This window comes from Oceanobacillus damuensis (assembly GCF_001618145.1).
GTDB lineage: Bacteria > Bacillota > Bacilli > Bacillales > Amphibacillaceae > Oceanobacillus > Oceanobacillus damuensis.
Window position 1 is genome coordinate 1 of sequence record NZ_LQNF01000019.1, and the last position, 19,646, is coordinate 19,646.

General features: G+C 40.8%; 14 protein-coding genes and 1 riboswitch. Of the genes, 7 read left to right on the forward strand and 7 right to left on the reverse strand.

Annotated elements, in window-relative coordinates:
• Positions 1 to 626: 626 nt before the first annotated feature.
• Entirely contained in the window at positions 627 to 2,249 is a 1,623-nt protein-coding gene (locus tag A4245_RS12440) for an ABC-F family ATP-binding cassette domain-containing protein (protein ID WP_067728377.1), read from the reverse strand.
• Between the two features lie 414 nt (positions 2,250 to 2,663).
• On the opposite strand from A4245_RS12440, the gene A4245_RS12445 reads away from it, so the two are divergent.
• Together A4245_RS12445 and A4245_RS12450 are read left to right on the forward strand one after the other, a co-directional pair.
• Positions 2,664 to 3,278 (forward strand): hypothetical protein, encoded by a 615-nt coding sequence (locus A4245_RS12445; protein ID WP_067728379.1) that lies wholly within the window; start codon positions 2,664 to 2,666, stop codon positions 3,276 to 3,278.
• A 71-nt stretch (positions 3,279 to 3,349) separates the two neighbouring features.
• Positions 3,350 to 4,330: a helix-turn-helix transcriptional regulator gene (locus A4245_RS12450; RefSeq protein ID WP_067728381.1), complete on the forward strand. Its 981-nt coding sequence runs from the start codon at positions 3,350 to 3,352 to the stop codon at positions 4,328 to 4,330.
• A gap of 44 nt (positions 4,331 to 4,374) precedes the next feature.
• Here the strand turns inward: A4245_RS12450 and A4245_RS12455 are convergent, their stop codons facing one another.
• The 4 genes from A4245_RS12455 to rarD all read right to left on the reverse strand — a co-directional run bounded on the left by A4245_RS12455 (position 4,375) and on the right by rarD (position 9,259).
• Positions 4,375 to 5,010, reverse strand: coding sequence for a YpmS family protein (locus tag A4245_RS12455; RefSeq protein WP_067728383.1), 636 nt, complete (start codon positions 5,008 to 5,010; stop codon positions 4,375 to 4,377).
• An 11-nt stretch (positions 5,011 to 5,021) separates the two neighbouring features.
• Positions 5,022 to 5,912 carry an SGNH/GDSL hydrolase family protein gene (locus A4245_RS12460; RefSeq protein WP_067728385.1) on the reverse strand — a complete coding sequence of 297 codons (891 nt, stop codon included), beginning with the start codon at positions 5,910 to 5,912 and terminating at the stop codon, positions 5,022 to 5,024.
• A 431-nt stretch (positions 5,913 to 6,343) separates the two neighbouring features.
• Positions 6,344 to 8,065, reverse strand: a complete 1,722-nt coding sequence (locus A4245_RS12465; RefSeq protein WP_067728387.1) for a PLP-dependent aspartate aminotransferase family protein — start codon at positions 8,063 to 8,065, stop codon at positions 6,344 to 6,346.
• 104 nt (positions 8,066 to 8,169) lie between these two features.
• Positions 8,170 to 8,287: riboswitch (SAM riboswitch) on the reverse strand.
• 69 nt (positions 8,288 to 8,356) lie between these two features.
• Positions 8,357 to 9,259: an EamA family transporter RarD gene (gene rarD, locus A4245_RS12470; RefSeq protein ID WP_067728389.1), complete on the reverse strand. Its 903-nt coding sequence runs from the start codon at positions 9,257 to 9,259 to the stop codon at positions 8,357 to 8,359.
• Between the two features lie 171 nt (positions 9,260 to 9,430).
• Here rarD and megL point away from each other — a divergent pair, with 171 nt between their 5' ends.
• The 3 genes from megL to A4245_RS12485 all read left to right on the forward strand — a co-directional run bounded on the left by megL (position 9,431) and on the right by A4245_RS12485 (position 12,885).
• A complete protein-coding gene (gene megL / locus A4245_RS12475) occupies positions 9,431 to 10,612 on the forward strand; it encodes a methionine gamma-lyase (RefSeq protein ID WP_067728391.1) in 1,182 nt (393 codons plus the stop codon).
• Positions 10,613 to 10,826: 214 nt separating this feature from the next.
• Positions 10,827 to 12,266: a cardiolipin synthase gene (gene cls, locus A4245_RS12480; protein WP_067728393.1), complete on the forward strand. Its 1,440-nt coding sequence runs from the start codon at positions 10,827 to 10,829 to the stop codon at positions 12,264 to 12,266.
• A 106-nt stretch (positions 12,267 to 12,372) separates the two neighbouring features.
• Positions 12,373 to 12,885: an acyl-CoA thioesterase gene (locus A4245_RS12485; RefSeq protein WP_067728395.1), complete on the forward strand. Its 513-nt coding sequence runs from the start codon at positions 12,373 to 12,375 to the stop codon at positions 12,883 to 12,885.
• Positions 12,886 to 13,327: 442 nt separating this feature from the next.
• On the opposite strand, the gene A4245_RS12490 is transcribed toward A4245_RS12485, so the two are convergent.
• Positions 13,328 to 13,657 carry a winged helix-turn-helix transcriptional regulator gene (locus tag A4245_RS12490; RefSeq protein WP_067728397.1) on the reverse strand — a complete coding sequence of 110 codons (330 nt, stop codon included), beginning with the start codon at positions 13,655 to 13,657 and terminating at the stop codon, positions 13,328 to 13,330.
• Between the two features lie 293 nt (positions 13,658 to 13,950).
• Between A4245_RS12490 and A4245_RS12495 the strand changes: the two genes are divergently transcribed.
• Positions 13,951 to 15,195 carry an aminopeptidase gene (locus A4245_RS12495; protein WP_067728399.1) on the forward strand — a complete coding sequence of 415 codons (1,245 nt, stop codon included), beginning with the start codon at positions 13,951 to 13,953 and terminating at the stop codon, positions 15,193 to 15,195.
• Between the two features lie 97 nt (positions 15,196 to 15,292).
• Here the strand turns inward: A4245_RS12495 and recQ are convergent, their stop codons facing one another.
• On the reverse strand, positions 15,293 to 17,440 hold the full coding sequence (gene recQ, locus A4245_RS12500) for a DNA helicase RecQ (protein ID WP_067728401.1): 2,148 nt from the start codon (positions 17,438 to 17,440) through the stop codon (positions 15,293 to 15,295).
• A 341-nt stretch (positions 17,441 to 17,781) separates the two neighbouring features.
• Between recQ and A4245_RS12505 the strand changes: the two genes are divergently transcribed.
• On the forward strand, positions 17,782 to 19,626 hold the full coding sequence (locus A4245_RS12505) for a cation:proton antiporter (RefSeq protein WP_067728403.1): 1,845 nt from the start codon (positions 17,782 to 17,784) through the stop codon (positions 19,624 to 19,626).
• Positions 19,627 to 19,646 lie beyond the last annotated feature (20 nt).

Genomic DNA, 19,646 nt, shown 5'->3' on the forward strand with positions numbered 1-19,646 from the left:
TGCGGTGTCTCACCTATGCCTTTCCTCCCGCTGGAGTCTACGTGTATACGGGCTGCTTATAAGGTGTTTTTACAAAAAAGACTCTGCGCAAGAAAAACAATACATTTGATTTAGCTTCAGTGCATTAGGCATTTTTATAACAAAAGATTCCTCCGTCACCATTAGCTGTTAAAAGTACAGTAAATCACAGCAATCTTCTATCCAGCTCGGGGAAATACACGGAGACTCCTACGGGAAGAGAGGCATAGGTGAGACACTGAGATGCGTTAGCATGAAGGGGCTCACCAGCCGCCCGTGGAAAGCGCAGTGTATTTCCCCGAGCGGTCGCCGAAGATACCTATCGCGCGTCACAGCTTATTCATGTCCAATTGTAATTATTAAGTTACGTGCATCTTACACAAACTGCGAATAAAAAGCTGTAAAACTAAAAGAACGATGGGGTCCAAGTGTATCCAGGCTGCTCAGTGCAACTCACGCCATCCTAATTCTCCCAAGGATTATTTATCCATTTCATTCTGCGAAAGTTGAGTAATAAGCTGAATTTACGGAAGGAAATCAGCAGTAATTTCGGGACAAAAACAAGCGGAGACGCCATCAATAGGCCGCCTCCGCTTTAGATTTACATTTTAAGATGCGTACATTCCGCTAATTTGCTTTTGCAGCTTGCGATCCTGCACATATTCGTCATAGCTCATTTCTTTATCAATAATACCGGTTGGTGTAATTTCGATCAGTCGATTTGCAATACTGTTGATGAACTGATGGTCATGGGAAGTAAACAGGATAGACCCTTTAAACTTAATCAGACCATTGTTCAGCGATTGGATGGATTCGAGATCCAAATGGTTTGTCGGCTCATCAAGTATGAGCACATTTGCATGTGAAAGCATCATTTTGGAGAGCATGCAGCGTACCTTTTCTCCACCGGATAGCACATTGGCTTTTTTCTTAGCTTCTTCACCTGAAAACAGCATTCTTCCCAAAAATCCACGCAGGAAGGTTTCGGTCTCATCCTCAGGGGAATACTGACGAAGCCAATCGACAAGTGTCAGATCTCCATTCTCAAAATACTTCGAGTTATCTTTAGGGAAATAGGACTGTGAAGTGGTTACTCCCCATTTATATGTTCCGGAATCAGGTTCCATTTCGCCGGCTAAAATTTTCATTAACGTCGTATTGGCGATATCATCTTTGCCAACAAATGCAATTTTGTCATCTTTGTTCATAATAAAGCTGACATTATCAAGAACTTTGACATCCCCAATCGTTTTCGTCAGACCTTCCACACGAAGTAAATCATTTCCGATTTCACGTTCCGGAGTGAATGCGATATATGGGTACTTGCGTGATGAAGGTTTAATGTCATCCAAAGAAATGTTATCAAGCATCTTCTTACGCGACGTTGCCTGTTTTGACTTGGATGCATTGGCACTGAACCTGGCGATGAAGGCTTGCAGTTCTTTTATTTTTTCTTCTTTCTTTTTATTTGCATCCTGTGCCATTTGTGTTGCAAGCTGACTTGATTCATACCAGAAATCATAGTTTCCGATATATACCTGGATTTTTCCAAAATCAACATCTGCAATATGTGTACAAACTTTATTTAAGAAGTGTCTGTCATGGGAAACAACAATGACCGTATTTTCAAAGTTAATCAGAAATTCCTCAAGCCATTGGATAGCTTGAATATCAAGTCCGTTTGTAGGCTCATCGAGAAGCAGAATATCGGGACTGCCGAATAAAGCTTGAGCAAGCAATACTTTTACCTTCAGATCGCCTGATAGTTCCGCCATCTTCATGGAATGAAGCGACTCCTCAATTCCAAGACCCTTCAACAGCACTGCGGCATCAGATTCAGCTTCCCAACCGTTCATTTCAGCGAACTCCCCTTCAAGTTCAGCTGCACGCATACCGTCTTCCTCGGAAAAGTCAGCTTTCATATAGATAGCATCTTTTTCCTGTTTTACTTTATATAATTTCTCATGACCCATGAGTACCGTATCGATGACATCGTGTTCTTCAAAAGCAAAATGGTCCTGTTTTAATACAGTAAGACGTTCCCCGGGAGACATGGACACGTTACCAGTCTGTGGCTCGATCTCACCGGACAGTATTTTAAGGAAAGTCGATTTTCCTGCACCATTTGCACCAATAACCCCATAGCAGTTTCCAGGAGTAAACTTGAGATTTACATCCTCAAACAGCTTTTTATCCCCATATCGTAAACTAACATTATTAACTGTTATCATTCTTGGTTTTTCCTCCAATAAAATAAATAGTAATCAACGTAAGCTTACGTTATTTGGCGTAACATTGCAAGATATCCTGGTAAAATGTTACTGGAAACAAGAGATATTTACCGTTTCCGATTCTAAAACATATCATAAGTTATAATAGGAAGATATTTTTCAGGTTGGCAAAAAAAATCTTGTGTATTTGCTGATTTTTTGTAATAGTAGTACAAAGGGCGATATTTTTGCATTTCAAAAAGGAGCGTAAATAAGATGGAGAAGCTCAGAGACTGTTCAAGCGTGAGCAAACGGTCTCGCACGCAGGAATAGCAAGCATGCATATGAAATTCGATGTGTCGTCTTTACGTACTTTTTGAATAATCTCTAAAAAGAATTTACATCATCACCCAATCATTGGGAGGGGGGAAAGATATGGGTGAGAGGACGATCTATTTCCTTTTTACCGATACGGGAAGCTATTTATCCAAAGCGATTAATTATTACACGAAAAAGTCGCTGAATCATGTTTCCATCGGTTTTGATCCACAATTGAAGGAACTGTACAGCTTCGGGAGGAAGCAACCAAAAAACCCTTTTATAGGAGGATTTATTAACGAGGATGTCGAAAGTGAGTTTTTAAAGAAATCCTCCTGTGAGATATACAGTTTTTCTGTTTCAAATAAAGACTACCAATCAATCATTACTAATATCAAAGAAATAGAGGCAAGGAAAAAACAATACAAATATAATTTCATTGGTTTGTTCGGTGTCATGCTGGATATTGAAATCGAACGTAAATCTGCTCTCTTTTGTTCGCAGTTTGTCGCAACCGTGTTAAGGGGTCTGGATAAGTTTCAATTCGAAAAACCAGCTTGCTTTATTACACCTGAAGATATTCGGAACTACCCAGGGATGCAATTAGTTTATCGAGGAATACTTGAAAATTACCAGAAACAGCAGCAAAATATAATGGAAGAGCAAAATTTGCCAAAGCAATCATTTATTTTTATTTTATCCAATCGATTTAAACGCTCGGTCATAAAATGAAGAACCATATACAATGTAGATGGTTCTTTTTCCTACTTGCTATAGTTGTAAATGAATAGGGGGATGAATGTATGGAGCGTGAAAGTAATTTCCGCTTATTGGTATTAAGGAAAATCTTGTTTGAAAAAACGGACGAACAGAATGAAATGGGGATCCAGGAAATTATTGAAAGTCTGCAGCGGGAAATACCGGATACGACTTTTGACAAACGAACAATCAAACGGGACTTGGAAATATTGGATGAGACAGACTTTGAAATTGTACGCAACACAGGAAAGTTCGGGAAGATTTTATATAGTCATCAGGCACGCCTTTTTGAAACATATGAACTGCGGTTAATCATCGATGCGATCTTATCGGCACGTTTCATTACAGAGAAGGAAAAGAATAACCTGATCGATAAAGTGAAGATGCTGACGAGCAAACGTATTGCCAAGACATTGCCGGAGCCGATCTTGTTCAGCCAATCATCAAGCATGGATTATGAGCTGGTGAAACTGAATATCGATTTTGTACATCATGCTATATCAGAAAAACGATTGCTTTCCTATCAGTATGGAAAATACAATATACATAAACAGTTTGAATATAACCGGAATGGCGATAGATATTTAGTGGAACCATATGCACTCATTTGGCAAAATGATTATTATTATCTGATTGGCCGATTTCGGCAGAATGGGGAGATGAGGCATTACCGGCTTGATCGGATACGTAATATTGAAATTACCGAGGAACGTTTTGTCAAAAATGATTTTAATTTGCAGGACTATGTCGGCCAGAGTTTTCACATGTTTGCTGGGAAAGAAATATGGATTAAAATTCAGTTTCACAAAGACCTTATAAATGTGGTGCTTGATCGGTTTGGTCTGGAAGCCGATATCAAAGAGCTTGATGAAGACCATTTTATATTGAAAACAAAGGCGAAACTATCGGATGGATTAATAAATTGGATACTCACGTGGGGAAATAAAGCCAAAGTGCTTGCACCGGAAGATTTGGTCAGCCGTGTGAAAGGTCAAATTACACGGATGATGGAAGTGTACGAATAGGAAACTATGAAGAGAGGCTGCATCGGAATGCACCTCTCTGTATGCTAATCGCTCAGCATTCGTATACCGAGAGTTTCATAGGGAACTTTTAACTTAAAGGCGAGGTTATTTGCTTCCAAATCTATTGTTTCGACAGCAACCTGAAAGTTACTTTGAATATCCATATCTGTCACTGCCACATAGATTTCCTGATCCTTTGGGTTGACGGTTACCCATTCGGGCATAGGCAAATATCTGTCCATATATTCCATAATTTTTTGATTCGGTAATTCCAGCAGTCCAATCGAAATGGATTTTTGTTTTAAAATAAGATCACCATTCTCCTGTACTAAAGGTTCAAAATGCACGGATAGCGGAACGGTGGTGCTAAAAACGGGCAGCTCACCAATTAGATGGACATCGTCTTCTAGGGAAATACGGTAATGATGATTGGTATCTCCGAGAAGCTTTACGATATAGGCATTGACGAGGTTATTCAAGTTCTGTTTAGTTGTACGGATGACAAATTCCGAGCTGTCCTGTTCAGGTTGTTCGGAAGTGCTGGGTACTTCATTCTCCGTTACAGGCCAAAAAATCAGTGCAAGAAGGAGTAGAACTACAATTATATTGGATACCAGCAATCCATAGAACAGTTTTTTCCATTTGTTTTTATTCTTTAAACGCTCTTTTCTATCTGACATGGCGTCCATCCTTATCTAATCGTAATATATTCAAGGACCCGCTCAGCAATTCGATAATATCCTTCATAGTTTGGATGAAAATTATCCTCTGCGAAAAGTTCGGCATTTGGGTCATCAAATAAATCCTCCGTTGGTATAAATGTTATGTTTTCATAGTCGTCTGCAATATCATTTCCGGTATTATTCCAGGTTTCCACAATTAAATCCAGTTCTTCGATATCCTCAAAGTATTGTTTGAAGGGATTATAAAAACCGAGCAGATAGATTTCTGTATCAGGATTCAGTCTGCGAATTTCATCAAAGATCTGGCGTAGTCTGTCCTCATAACCTTCCATTTCAAAAACAAAATCCTGCATTACCAAATTAGTGAAATTTTCTTTCGCCACCTGCATAATATCGTTGGCGCCGATGGTTATCAAAACAATATCGGAATCACTGATCGCCTGGGAAATTTCCTCGTCCTCCAAACGCATTAATAACTGATCTGTCCGGTTCCCGCGCTTTCCATAGTTATCAATCTGGACAGTTTGCTCGTTTTCATTGAATGTTCGATCCAATATTCCTACATACCCATTTTGTCCCGTTTCATCTCCAACACCCTGTGTGAGGGAATCCCCAATCGCAACAATATGGGTTTCCTGCCCCGTAAAGAAGTCTACTGTACTTTGTACTGTCTCGGCTATAATCTGGGGAAATGTTCGTTCTTCCGCTTCACCCTCGTCAACTTCTTCCTCTTCCTCTTCTTCAACTTCAACTCGCTCTTCCAGGGCAGATTCTTTTTCCTCTTTTGCGGGTGGTAAATCAGGCTGAACCAAGCTTGAATTCTGTTGTGTCACAAAAAGGATAATTGCTGTGAAAATGAGAATTATCGCTGAAATAATATATAATCTTTTTTTCTTCATGTCATCACACCTAAGCAGTTATCTGTTATATATTATGAATAGGAAAGGCTATTTGTCCATTTTTATAACTTATTCGTCAATCATCATCTAATTATATACCCTAAATGAACAAGATTAAAAATTTGCCAGCTTATTCGGTTGGAGCAAAGTGATTGTTCACACTAGGGAGCCTACATATTTAAAGACAAATACAGCATTTTTTGACAAGATAAGTAACTAACCGCCCCGCTCCTGTGTAAACAGCAACATACAGCACCGATGCGTACGATTAGACCATTGTCCTTAGTGTAATCAATTAAATAAAAAGTTAAACTCAGCCATCCTCAAATGAAAAAAATCACCTTCTTTGAAAAGAAGGTGATTTTCTTGGTATTGTATTAACTTCCCTAAATAGGCTGCAAATAAACTAGATTTTTAGAGATGACTGTTTTTTATACATGGATGGTTTCCTGTTCGGAATTGTTTCGGATAGCCAAGGCTTCCGCAGCTGGGTTTCTATCCGTAATAACCACGATTCCAGCAGCTTCAGCATTTTGTAATGTTTGTGTATCATCCTTTTGCTCTGCAATTACGATTTTCCCCTCTTTATTTATCAGCTGTTCAATAAGGGAAGAAGGGAGCTCACTGCCGTTGACCCATAATGCATCAATCGTGGATGGCAAATCGGTTAACTCTTTGTATGCAGCATTTTCACTATCTCCGACCGGAATCACCTGATAACCGAGTTTTTCCAATGGCTTGCTAGCAGAATGGTCAATACCGATACTTGCAATAACTTTTTGACGGACTCCATTGCTTCGATCGAATGGGGAAGAGAGCAGCCACTTGATTGCCGCATCTTCTGTGGTGGCATTTGTTAACCCAGTTTGGCCGGTTGCAGTTTCAATTGCCTGATCCAGGTCCGCCAGAATGTCATCAACAGACTCAAGACCAACCGATAAACGAACCAGTTCTTCGGTTACACCGCTTTTCTTCAAATCATCGGCACTTAGCTGCTGATGTGTCGTTGAAGCAGGATGGATGATCAGTGATTTTGCATCTCCCACATTGGCTACATGAGACCAAAGGTTCACACTATCAATCAGTTTTCTGCCGGCATCGCGTCCGCCTTTGATTCCAAATGTAATAATGGATCCATAACCGAATTTAAAGTATTTCTTCGCAAGGTTGTGGGAAGGATGTTCATTTAATCCAGGGAAACTGACCCATTCAACAGAAGGGTGCCCTTGTAAATATTCTGCTACCTTCACTGCGTTTTCTGCATGTCTTTCAATGCGCAAGTGCAGTGTTTCCAGACCTTGCAGGAGCAGGAATGCATTTTGCGGACTCAGGCTGGCGCCAATATCGCGCAGTAGCTGAACACGCAATTTTGTACTGAATGCAGCAGCGCCAAGATCAATATATTTCAACCCATTATAGCTCTCGTCGGGTTCGGTGAAGCCCGGGAAGCGTTCATTATTCCAGTTGAATCTTCCACCATCAACGACGATACCTCCAATTGTTGTTCCATGACCGCCGATCCATTTAGTTGCCGAATGTACAACAATGTCAGCACCCCATGTAAGAGGTTTTGCGATATATGGTGTTGCAAAGGTATTGTCGATAATTAAAGGAATACCATGTGCATGAGCAATATCAGCGACTTTTTCAACGTCAAATACGTACAGACTCGGGTTTGTTATGATTTCACCAAAGACAGCTTTCGTTTTACTCGTGATGGCAGCCTCAATCTCATCTGGATTTGTACCATCAACAAATTTTACAGTTATTCCATAGCGTGGCAGTGTCGTAGCGAAAAGATTGTATGTACCACCATAAAGGTTACTGTCTGCAATAATTTCATCTCCGGAACCTGCAACATTAAGAATGGCGAGAGTGATTGCCGCCATTCCTGATGAAGTCGCCACTGCACCGATTCCATCTTCAAGCTGGGCAACTCGCTGTTCGAACGCATCAACGGTAGGATTCATAATTCGGGAATAGATATTTCCCGGTTCTGCCAGACCGAACAGATTTTGTGCATGCTCCGTATCACGAAATACATAGGAAGTAGTTTGGTAGATTGGAACTGCACGTGCACCTGTAGACGGGTCAGGCTGCTGACCACCGTGAAGTAATAACGTTTCTGGATTTTGGAAATTAAATGTTGACATAAAAAATTCCTCCTTCTATTCTTGTTTTTTAAAATATCTGGAGGAAGAGGACCATAGAAAAAGCCCTCTTCCTAAGAAGAGGGCGTATGTAGTAACCGGACCTCCTCTTATCTTCCAGATCGATCATGACCTGTAGGATTTAGCACCTTAAAAACAGAACAATTCTGTTCCATGGTTGCCGGGTTTCATAGGGCCTATTCCCTCCACCGCTCTTGATAAGAGATTGCTTTATTGAATTAGTGCGATTATATAACCTATTCGAACAATTGTCAATGGCCTTTCTAAATATATTTATTTATTTATTTTCCTTTTTGGCCTTCTGTAAACCGAAGCCATATAAATAAACAAGGCAGTCCATATAAGGATGAACGTGATCAAATGTGCCTGTGTGAATGGTTCATGAAATAGAAACACCCCTAAAACAAGCATCATTGTCGGTGTGATGTACTGCAGGAAACCGACCATTGCCAGAGGTATTTGCTTCGCCCCGCTGGAAAACAGCAAAAGTGGTACGGCCGTTGCAATTCCGGCACCAATTAAGTATAAGTTTGTCATTGTGAACATTGGTTGAATTGTAAATGAATTTTCAGAGACCATACCTAAGTAAATAAGGGCAAGAGGGACCATGATTAGTGTTTCAATCGTTAATCCAAATATTGCTCCGATATTAACCGTTTTTTTAAGCAAACCATATAGGGCAAATGTCGCTGCCAGAAGGAGAGATACCCATGGAAAAACGCCATAGCTGACAGTAAGATAAAGCACACCTGCTCCTGCAAGTATAAAAGAAATAATCTGGCCTTTGGAAACGGACTCCTTCAGGATAACGATTCCAAGTAAAATACTAATCAGAGGGTTAATGTAATAACCGAGACTTGCTTGCAATACATGTCCACTGACAACTGCCCATATAAACAGAAACCAATTCATACTGATTACAATCGCGGCAGCCGTAATTCCAAATAATCTTCTTTTATCCTTAAGTATTGCATGACATTCCTTGATGAAGGCTTGCCATTTGCCTAACGCAATCACAAGAAGAAGCATGAAAACACATGACCATACAATGCGGTGGGCAAGTATTTGCCCTGCTGGAACATAATCGATTTGCTTCCAGTACAAGGTTAGAAAACCCCATAATAAATAGGCACTGAATGTATAAAGAATACCAATTTTGATTTGTCGACGATCCATCTGTATTTCTCCTTTTCAAGATAACCATATGATAATAATAGTAGATTGAATGGTTCAATAAAGCAATATCCCCGTCTTCAAACAGTTTAGAAACCGCTTCCTTAAACTGTGAGTTTCCTTTATGATAGAAATATAGAGTTAGAAAATGATTACGAAGGGAGTCATTTTGGGATGAAGGAACAAGGCTATTTTGAAACTGCAGTGATTCGTGAGGGATATGACACGAAAGATATGCTTGGAAGTCTTACCCCGCCAATATTTCAAACATCAACCTATACATTTGAAACCGCTGAGCAGGGAGAACGCCGTTTCGCCGGTGAAGAAGAAGGGTATATCTATTCAAGGCTTGGCAATCCAACTGTTCGAGTACTGGAAGATCGCATTGCAGCTCTGGAAAAAGGTGAAAAGGGACTTGCATTTGGCTCAGGCATGGCTGCAGTCTCTGCAGTTCTGATTGCATTGACAAAAGCAAATGACCATATCATCTGTTCGTCGGGATTATATGGCTGCACATTTGGCTTGTTGACCATGATGGAGGAAAAATATAATATCACGACCAATTATACAGACATGAAATCAAAGGCGGAACTTCAAAAGAACATTAAACCTGAAACTGCGGTCATTTATGTGGAGACACCGGTCAATCCAACAATGAAGCTGATCGATCTGCAAATGGTCGCTGAAGTTGCAAAGGAATATAATATCCCCGTAGTGGTCGATAATACGTTCTCAACGCCTTATTTACAGCGTCCATTGGAGGATGGATGTGATGTAGTTATTCATAGTGCTACAAAATATCTTGGAGGACATGGAGATGTAATTGCCGGGCTCGTTGTAGGTAAGGAGGCATTTTTGAATTCCATTGCTGTAACGACGCAAAAAGATATAGGCGGAGTGATGTCACCATTCGATGCCTGGCTATTGCTTCGGGGCCTGAAAACGCTGCCTGTCAGAATGGATCGGCATTGTGACAACGCTGAGAAAATTGTTGAAAAACTGACGAATCATCCCAAGGTATCTCACATATACTACCCAAGTGATCATGATAACCCTGACTATCCGATTATGAAAAAACAGATGATACGTGGCGGCGGAGTCATTTCGTTTGAAATTAAGGGAGATAAAAAGTCAGCACAGCAAGTATTGAATCATTTATCCTTTGTAAAGATTGCTGTAAGTCTTGGAGATACGGAATCATTGATCCAGCATCCTGCTACAATGACGCATGCTGTCATTCCGGAGGATACCCGTAAGCAAATGGGGATAACTGATCAGCTTATTCGCCTTTCAGTAGGAATTGAGGCGTGGCAGGATATCTGGTCCGATTTGAAGCAGGCCCTGGACAAAATATAGGTTGTTTTTATTCTGTGCATATATTGAATCTATCTGCACGCCTGTACCGAAAAAACTGGTGCGGCGTGTTTTCTTATCATGAGTGCAGAGAATTTATTCAAATCAGAAACTCGCTTATCAATCATTAACTTTTCTTCATTATCCTGGAATATATTTCTGTGCTATATTATAAAGTAGCGTAGAACATATCTGTTAAGAGGAGGACCATTTCAATATGGGAATATTGTCTTACTTATTAGGACTTATTATTATCTTAAATATTGCTCTGGGTATTTCTATTGTATTCCTGGAACGAAAAGATCCTACTTCTTCCTGGGCTTGGCTGATGGTCCTTCTGTTCATTCCTATAGCAGGTTTTTTGCTTTATTTAATCTTTGGAAAACCAATAAGCAAAGGCAGGATTTTCCTTTGGGACAACAAAAGCAGACTTGGAGTGAAAACTGCGGTACAAGCCCAGCTCAGGGCGATCGAAGAAGGTGGGCTTGCTTTCAGGCACGAAGGTCTTAACCGGTACAAAGACTTAATATACTTGCATTTACGGAATGATGATGCCATTTTTACGCAAAATAATAATGTGGAAATTTTGACCGATGGAGAAGAAAAATTCAACGCACTGATTCTCGATATGCAAAAAGCTACAGATCATATTCATATGCAATATTATATCATGCGCAGTGATGAGCTTGGTCAGCGGATTGCTGAGGTTTTGATCAAAAAGGCAAATGAAGGTGTGGATGTACGTCTGTTATACGATGCCATGGGCTCACGTTCACTGAAAAGAAGCTATATCAATCGTTTGAAAAACGCGGGTGTCATGGTGGAGGCATTTTTCCCTTCCAAATTCATATTCAATTTTAAAATCAACTACAGGAATCACCGTAAATTGACAATTATTGATGGGAAGACCGGGTATGTTGGAGGGTTTAATGTAGGTGACGAATACCTTGGTAAAAACAGGAAATTCGGTTACTGGCGTGATACACATTTACGGGTAATGGGGGATGCTGTCCAGAATATGCAGACCCGTTTTATTCTGGATTGGAATCAGGCTTCCCAGAATGTTATCCATTATGATGACCGATACTATAATACGAGTGACAGCGGTGATGTTGGTGTGCAAATCGTATCGAGCGGCCCTGATTCGGAGTGGGAGCAAATCAAAAATGGCTATATTAAAATGATTATGTCAGCCAAAAAATACATTTACATTCAAACACCTTATTTCATCCCGGATGAAAGTCTTCGTGATGCTTTACGAATCGCCGTACTATCGGGTGTAGAAGTGAAAATCATGATACCGAATAAGCCTGACCATCCTTTCGTCTATTGGGCAACATTGTCCAGTGCCGGGGATTTACTAAATGCAGGAGCAGAAATATTCATTTATCAGAATGGCTTCCTTCATGCAAAGTCGATTGTGGTAGATGGGGAAATTGCATCTGTAGGGACTGCAAATATAGATGTGCGGAGCTTCAGGCTCAATTTCGAAGTAAACGCATTTTTATATGACGCCGATTTAGCCGGAAAAATGGTTGAAGACTTCAGTAAGGATATTACATTATCAACACAGATGACAAAAAAATTATATGAAAAAAGAACACTTGGAGTACGCTTTAAGGAGTCAATTTCGAGATTGATTTCTCCAGTGCTATAGCTATTTTAGCAGGGGAGTTATAAACTTTCCTCTCTGTATAAGTGCAACAAAAGTGTATACATAAAAATGTTTAAGCATTTGCCAAGTTTTCTAAGGAGGATTACAGATGGAAGCTAAACCTTGCTCAAAGTCATTGGCACTAAAGACGACACATGTCCTGCCGCCGGATACCAATGCATATGGAACACTGTTCGGTGGGAAGCTGATGGCACACTTAGATGATATTGCAGGAATTGCTGCAGTAAAACACGCGAAAAATCCAGTAGTAACAGCTTCAACAGATTCGGTGGATTTTCTTGCGCCGGTAAAAGTTGGTCATTATATCTCGATTGAGGCATTTGTGACATGGACACATCACACCTCGATGGAAGTTTTTGCAAAAGCAATTACAGAAGATATTCGAACAGGAGAAAGAGAAGTATGTACCACTTCCTTTATGACTTTCGTAGCGATTGACTCAAATGGTAGACCAATAGCGGTGCCACCAGTGTACCCTGAATCAGAGCACGAAAAAATGCTCCATGAAAGTGCCCCATTAAGAGCGCAGCGCCGCCAGGAAAGAAGAGGCAACTCAAAGGAACTAGCCAAAACATTCGGCACAAAATATGTAATGGAATAGTTGCAAAATGGAAAGTGGCTGGGACCTAACAAAAAACCCCATTACTAAAGACAAATGATTTCAGATAAGAAAGCTTTTAGAAAACTTGGCATACGCCAAGCCTTTGGGCAAATGCCTTAGTTGCACTTATGCAAGTAAGAAAGTTTATATTTTCTTATTTGCCAAAAAAGAAAAATCCGAACCGATTCGAATTCTGACTGAAGAATTTGAATCATAGTTCGGATTTTCCTGTAACTAAACAACTTTTGCCGGTCTCTTTTTGAAAGATAAAGTATATAATTTTGGCAGCAATTCATTCTTGCACATAAACAGCCACGTCCAGCTACGGTTCCTAGAAACTCCCGTCATAAGCAATGGACATTCCAAGCGCGAAAACCATCCGCTTTCCAGTCCCTTGCTAGCGTCGAGTTTCTGAACAGTCACCTTCGCTTTTGTTCTCTTCTTACATCTCTTGGATTTCGACTTCTTCCGGTGTAATGTGGTCGTTGGCCCAACGTTGAATTTCCTTAATTACCGGTTCCAGATGTCTCCCTTTTTCAGATAGGGAGTATTCGATGCGAACAGGGAATTCAGAATATATATTACGCTCAACGATACCTTCCTTTTCGAGTAATTTTAATCGATCAGAGAGCAGTCTGCCACTTATAGGTAAATCTGCCTCCATCTCGGAAAAACGCTTTGTACCGTTTAACAGTTCAAAAAGTATTAAACCGACCCAGCGTGTACTAAGAAGACCCATAGCCTTTTCAAATCGTGGGCATAAGTTCTCCATAAAGATCACCTCACTCTACAGAATATCGTTATTCATATAAATTAAGTAGTGTTCACTACATTGATTACAAAAAGTAACTTACTGTTATATTACCACATTCTTGGTGAATCGTAAATAGGATTGCCTGATTTAGGACAATCTAACACAAAAATATTTCGTAAATGAAAATAAATTTTGGCAATTTTCCGTTGAATATGAAATAATATATTTATCGATGATTTGAGTCGGCTGATCAGTAATAGGGACCATTAGGATTCATACATTAAACGAACTATCTTTTTGGAGGTAAGATTATGGTGAACCAACAAACTCAGGAAAAATATGCTGAATTAGCGCTGCGTACAGGGGTTAATTTGCAAAAAGGACAGGCATTGATGATCAATGCTCCGATTGAAGGAGCAGATTTCACAAAGATTGTCGTACGTAAGGCATATGAATTAGGTGCAAAAGATGTGCATATTAACTGGGTTGATGACGAATTGACCCTATTGAAATATGAGAACTCCCCGGATGAAGTAATTACAAATTATCCGGAATGGAAAGTGAAGCTTCATGACACATTCGCAGAGGATGGTGCGGCAGTATTGAACATCCGCTCGACAAACCCTGACTTATTAAAGGATATTGACCCATCACGCGTTGCAAAAGCAAATAAAGCTGCTGCAGAAGCCATGGTGAATTTCCGCAAGTATACAATGAATGACAAGATACCCTGGTCAATCATTTCCATACCATCAGGTGACTGGGCACAGAAAATTTTCCCGGATAAATCACAAGAGGATGCGGTTGACAGTCTGTGGGAAGCAATTCTGAAAATCGTGCGTGTCGATCAGTCCGATCCCATCGCAGCTTGGGAAGCACATAATGCAACATTAAAAACAGCACGCGAAGTACTGAATGACAGAAACTATAAAAAGCTCATTTTCAAAGCGCCAGGAACTGATTTGGAAATGGAACTGCCTGAAGGCCATATATGGAGGGGCGGATCTGCTGTTGCGGAAACCGGTGTTACCTTTAACCCGAACATGCCGACAGAAGAAGTCTTTTCAATGCCTCATAAAAACGGTGTAAATGGCACAGTGGCAAGTACAAAACCACTTAACTATGGTGGAAGCCTTATAGATCAATTCAGTCTCACTTTCAAAGACGGGAAGGTGGTCGACTTCAAAGCCAAGCAGGGAGAAGAAGTCTTAAAGCATCTGCTTGAATCGGATGAAGGTGCCCGCAGACTGGGTGAGATTGCATTGGTACCGCACGAATCACCTGTTTCCCAATCAGGTCTGATATTCTACAATACATTATTTGATGAAAATGCATCCTGTCATATCGCATTGGGAAAAGCCTACCCTACGAATCTGGATGGCGGCTCGGCAATGAACCTTGACGAGCTCGACAAGCATGGGGTGAACGACAGCCTCATTCATGTAGATTTCATGATTGGTTCAGAAAAGATGGACATCGATGGCTTAAAAGCGGATGGCACGACGGAAGCTGTTTTCCGCAATGGCACATGGGCGTTGAATGTAAAAGGTGAATAATGAATGAGTAATAAGCGGTACATCTCTTTGGGATGTACCGCTTCATTATGAAAAAATCCGTTCCTGGTACTAACAGCTCCAGGAATGAATCTTTTATCTACATCAATTCGTGTTTAAGCAATACTGCTTTAATTTTTGTATAATCGTATTCTTCCGGAAGAGCTTCTTTCAGCGGCTTCAGTTTTGGTTCCTCAAGCTGTCCGTGGGCTTCGAGAACTGTGGTTTCTTCTTTTTCATTAAAAAAGATTTCCCAAGAGAGCGGGTAACCGTCCTTGAAAGCTTTGAAAATGTGGTTTTCAATCGTCATTTTGGAAAACTCCCGGATTGCAGCAATCTCTTTGATGGACTTGCCTGATTGAAACATTTGGTAACTGATTATATGACTTGGACGATCATCGTCAGTTTTCTTCACTTTGGGTCTGTGTGAAGCAGAATCTCCAATGCGAATTTTCTGCTTCACATCCTGATTATTGGCACGCCATTCTTTAATGACAGCCAAAAATTCATCCCCAAACTGTTCGTATTTCTTTTCGCCGACCCCTTTGATTTCCAGCATATCCGCTTTTGTTGTAGGGAAATATCTGCTTAGTTCCTTCAGTGTGGCATCGGAAAAAAGCACATACGGCGGTAAGTTTTTCTCGTCGGCAAGTTGTTTCCGTAAAGCACGAAGCTCGGTAAACAGATCTTCATGGTAATCGGCCTCATCACTGGTAGGGATAGGAGCGGTGTACATTTCCACGGGACGTTTTCCTTTCAGTACCTCAACAGAGTTCTTGTTCAGGCGAAGGGTCGGAAACTGTCCTTCATCCATTCCGAGCAGTTGCTCAGCGACAAGGAAATGGATGCGTTCTGTCAGCTCCTTTTCGGTATAGGCCGACAATATCCCGTATGTGGAGATTTTATCGAGTCGGAAATCCTTGATTTTCTTATCTTTGGACCCTTTCAGAACCTTGGCTGTCATCCCAACGCCGAAACGCTCATCCATTCGTTTCACACAGGACAAAATCATTTGTGCCTCTTCTGTAATATCAATTTTTTCCTGTCGTTCGACACAGTTGCTGCAGCGTCCGCATATGGTCTTTGTTATTGTGTCATCGAAATAATCCAAAATAAATGATGTAAGACAGCCATGCGTATGGCAATAGTTAATCATGGACTGCAGTTTGCGATACTCATTTTGCTTGGATGCCTCATCCATTTGGGATTGCTCGATTAAAAATTTCTGCAACTGCACATCCTGCGGGGAAAAGAGCAATATACAGTCACTCGGTTCACCGTCACGACCCGCTCTTCCGGCTTCTTGGTAGTAAGATTCAATATTCATTGGCATCGCATAATGAATGACATAGCGAACATTGGATTTATCGATTCCCATTCCAAAAGCATTCGTAGCAATCATGATCGATTTTTCGTCATGAATGAAAGCGGACTGTGCACGCTTGCGTTCTTCTTCAGGCAATCCGGCATGATATTTGGCAACCGTAATCCCTCGTTTTGAAAGCTGGTCATACAATGCATCAGCCTGTTTTCTTGTAGCGGTATAAATAATTCCGGACTCCTCTTTATGCTCTTCCAAAAATGACCTTATGTACGATGGTTTATCTTTTCCTTTTACAATATGAAATGATAAATTTTCCCGCTCAAAACCGGTATTGACAACATTGCTGTCTGCAATATGCAATAATTCCTGAATGTCGGAGATCACTTCCTCTGTAGCTGTGGCTGTCAGTGCAACAAAGACAGGGATATTGTTCAGGCGTTTCAAGTTTGGAACGATCGACCGGTAGCTAGGTCGGAAATCATGGCCCCATTGCGATATACAATGTGCTTCATCAAAGGCGACGAGTGCAAGTGGGATACGTTTGATCACATTTACAAAAGAAGCTGATTCAAAGCGTTCAGGAGCAACATAAACAAATTTATAACGACCTTTTTCTACATCCCGCATTCGGGACTGCTGTTCACCAGTTGAAAGTGAGCTGTTGATGAAGGTTGCGGGGATACCCAAAGCTTGCAGTGCATCTACCTGGTCCTTCATAAGAGAGATTAATGGGGATATGATGATTGCGGTTCCGTCTATGGAAAGTCCCGGAATCTGGTAACATAGTGATTTACCGCCACCGGTCGGCATCACAGCAAGGGTATTATTCAGCTGTAAAATATGGTTTATCGTATCCTGTTGTCCTGGACGAAAAGTTTCGTAGCCAAAATAAGTGTGCAGGATTTTTTTCTCTTTCACTAACATGCAACAGTGCCTCCTTATATGGTATAAGATAATCCTAACATATTTTTTCGAGTATGGACGAAAATGGTTGAAAATAAGATTTTCGCATGCTTATAGTAAACTATTTTTCCAGATTGCTGGTAAAATCACCCTGAATTTGACGCGCAATTAATTTACTTTCCGTTAAAGGGTCTTTAAAATAACCATATATCATCATGAAGAGATGCTTGTTCAGATAGATATAACAAGTTAGACTTTTTAGGATATGTATCAGAAAGCTGCAAGTTGAAACACGGACCGATTGCAATGAATGTATAACGTTGTGTACAGGCATGGCCAAATTTGATTTGAGGGGTTTTGGCATGGTTACTTCTTTATTGTTGGAAATTACGATAATTGTTTTACTCGGGATAGGTTCACAATGGGTAGCATGGCGTTATCGTCTGCCTGCAATCGTTGTGATGGCGTTTGCGGGGCTTTTGATTGGACCTGTTTTTGGTGTTATAAACCCGGAGCAGGATTTTGGACCTTTATACAGCCCCCTGATTTCTGCTGCAGTGGCGATCATTCTTTTTGAGGGAAGCTTGAATCTGAGTTTCAGTGAGCTGCGTGGTGTGGGAAAACCGATTTTTAGGATATCTACAATTGGTGCGTTTATCGCTTGGATTTTAGGTTCGCTTACAGCGCATTATATTGCTGGTTTATCCTGGGCAGTGGCATTTGTAATCGGTGGGTTGTTCATCGTGACAGGACCTACAGTAATTATGCCTTTGCTCCGACAGTCCAAATTAAAAGCACGCCCAGCAAAAATCTTGAAATGGGAAGGGATCATTGTTGATCCTATTGGTGCATTGCTTGCCGTGTTTGCATTTGAAATTATTACGTTCATCACTGCTGATAATCCCGATGCGACCCAGCTTGTGCTCTTCTTTGCGGCTTCCATATTCGCCGTTATTCTCGGCTGGGCACTTGGAAAAGGACTAGGCTGGATGTTTGAAACAGGTCACATGCCTGAGTTTTTGAAGTCTTCATCCGTCGTTGTCGTTGTTCTTCTCTGTTTCACGGCAGCGGATGAAATCATGCATGAGACCGGGCTCCTATCGGTTACAGCGATGGGAATCACCCTTGCTAATATGGGAATTAGTTCTATATCGGATATGCGTCATTTTAAGGAAAATATTTCTGTCTTGCTCATCTCGACCATTTTTATTATGCTGACAGCTTCATTGGAAATGGAAACAATCATTAGGATATTCAATCCGAATATCATTGGCTATGTCTTGCTTATGATGTTCGCTGTACGCCCATTGTCCATCTTTTTATCGACAATCGGGACAGGATTATCCCTGAATGAAAAAGCCTTGCTTGGATGGATTGCACCTCGGGGTATTGTTGCTTTGACAGTATCAGGCTACTTTGCCAATGTAATGGGACAAGCAGGGTACGAAGATGCTTCCATTTTGACGACACTTACATTTGCATTGGTCATCTTCACGGTTATGGCACACGGTTTTTCCATTGGCTGGTTAGCGAAGAAGTTAAATCTTTCGATGGAAGGGAACCCAGGCGCATTAATTATCGGCAGTAATCCTTTTACGATCGAATTAGCGAAATCTCTAATGGGTTCAAATATACCAGTTATCATTGTCGACTCTTCCTATGCAAAATTAAGTTTGGCGAGAAAATCAGGAGTGCCATGTTTCCGCGGAAACATGCTTTCCGAACAGACGGAACATCAGCTCGATACGATTCCTTATGACTATATGCTTGCCCTGACAGATGACCCGGCATATAATTCATTGATTTGTACGACATTCTTACCGGAATATGGCAGGACAAATGTTTTTAAGGCCAGTCCATACCCATTTTTTGAAGAAGGACATTCAAGCGGGGTCGTTTCCAAGGTTGGCGGAAGAATCCTTTTTGATAAAAAGTTTTCATTAAAAGATTTAAACGGAAAAGTGGAAAGTGGTTTTGTAATACGCAAGACAACACTGACGGAGCAATACAGCCTGGAGGATTATAAGGTGGACAAGGATCCTTCAACAGTATTCCTGTATTTGCTGAAGCCTTCCGGGAAGCTGAAGCTGTTCTCTGAGGAAATGCGGACCGTACCGGCAGCAGGAGATACGATTGTAAGCTTGACACCACCAAACAAAGAAAAATCAAAAGTTCAGGCGAAGCTGGATGGAAACCGAATCCAATAAAATGAAAAAAAGGAGTAATC

What these genes read in the sequence shown, in the direction of transcription:
- A4245_RS12440 (WP_067728377.1), bottom strand. Translation starts at nt 2,249, where the DNA reads ATGATAACAGTTAATAATGTTAGTTTACGATATGGGGATAAAAAGCTG.
- A4245_RS12445 (WP_067728379.1), top strand. Translation starts at nt 2,664, where the DNA reads ATGGGTGAGAGGACGATCTATTTCCTTTTTACCGATACGGGAAGCTAT.
- A4245_RS12450 (WP_067728381.1), top strand. Translation starts at nt 3,350, where the DNA reads ATGGAGCGTGAAAGTAATTTCCGCTTATTGGTATTAAGGAAAATCTTG.
- A4245_RS12455 (WP_067728383.1), bottom strand. Translation starts at nt 5,010, where the DNA reads ATGTCAGATAGAAAAGAGCGTTTAAAGAATAAAAACAAATGGAAAAAA.
- A4245_RS12460 (WP_067728385.1), bottom strand. Translation starts at nt 5,912, where the DNA reads ATGAAGAAAAAAAGATTATATATTATTTCAGCGATAATTCTCATTTTC.
- A4245_RS12465 (WP_067728387.1), bottom strand. Translation starts at nt 8,065, where the DNA reads ATGTCAACATTTAATTTCCAAAATCCAGAAACGTTATTACTTCACGGT.
- rarD (WP_067728389.1), bottom strand. Translation starts at nt 9,259, where the DNA reads ATGGATCGTCGACAAATCAAAATTGGTATTCTTTATACATTCAGTGCC.
- megL (WP_067728391.1), top strand. Translation starts at nt 9,431, where the DNA reads ATGAAGGAACAAGGCTATTTTGAAACTGCAGTGATTCGTGAGGGATAT.
- cls (WP_067728393.1), top strand. Translation starts at nt 10,827, where the DNA reads ATGGGAATATTGTCTTACTTATTAGGACTTATTATTATCTTAAATATT.
- A4245_RS12485 (WP_067728395.1), top strand. Translation starts at nt 12,373, where the DNA reads ATGGAAGCTAAACCTTGCTCAAAGTCATTGGCACTAAAGACGACACAT.
- A4245_RS12490 (WP_067728397.1), bottom strand. Translation starts at nt 13,657, where the DNA reads ATGGAGAACTTATGCCCACGATTTGAAAAGGCTATGGGTCTTCTTAGT.
- A4245_RS12495 (WP_067728399.1), top strand. Translation starts at nt 13,951, where the DNA reads ATGGTGAACCAACAAACTCAGGAAAAATATGCTGAATTAGCGCTGCGT.
- recQ (WP_067728401.1), bottom strand. Translation starts at nt 17,440, where the DNA reads ATGTTAGTGAAAGAGAAAAAAATCCTGCACACTTATTTTGGCTACGAA.
- A4245_RS12505 (WP_067728403.1), top strand. Translation starts at nt 17,782, where the DNA reads ATGGTTACTTCTTTATTGTTGGAAATTACGATAATTGTTTTACTCGGG.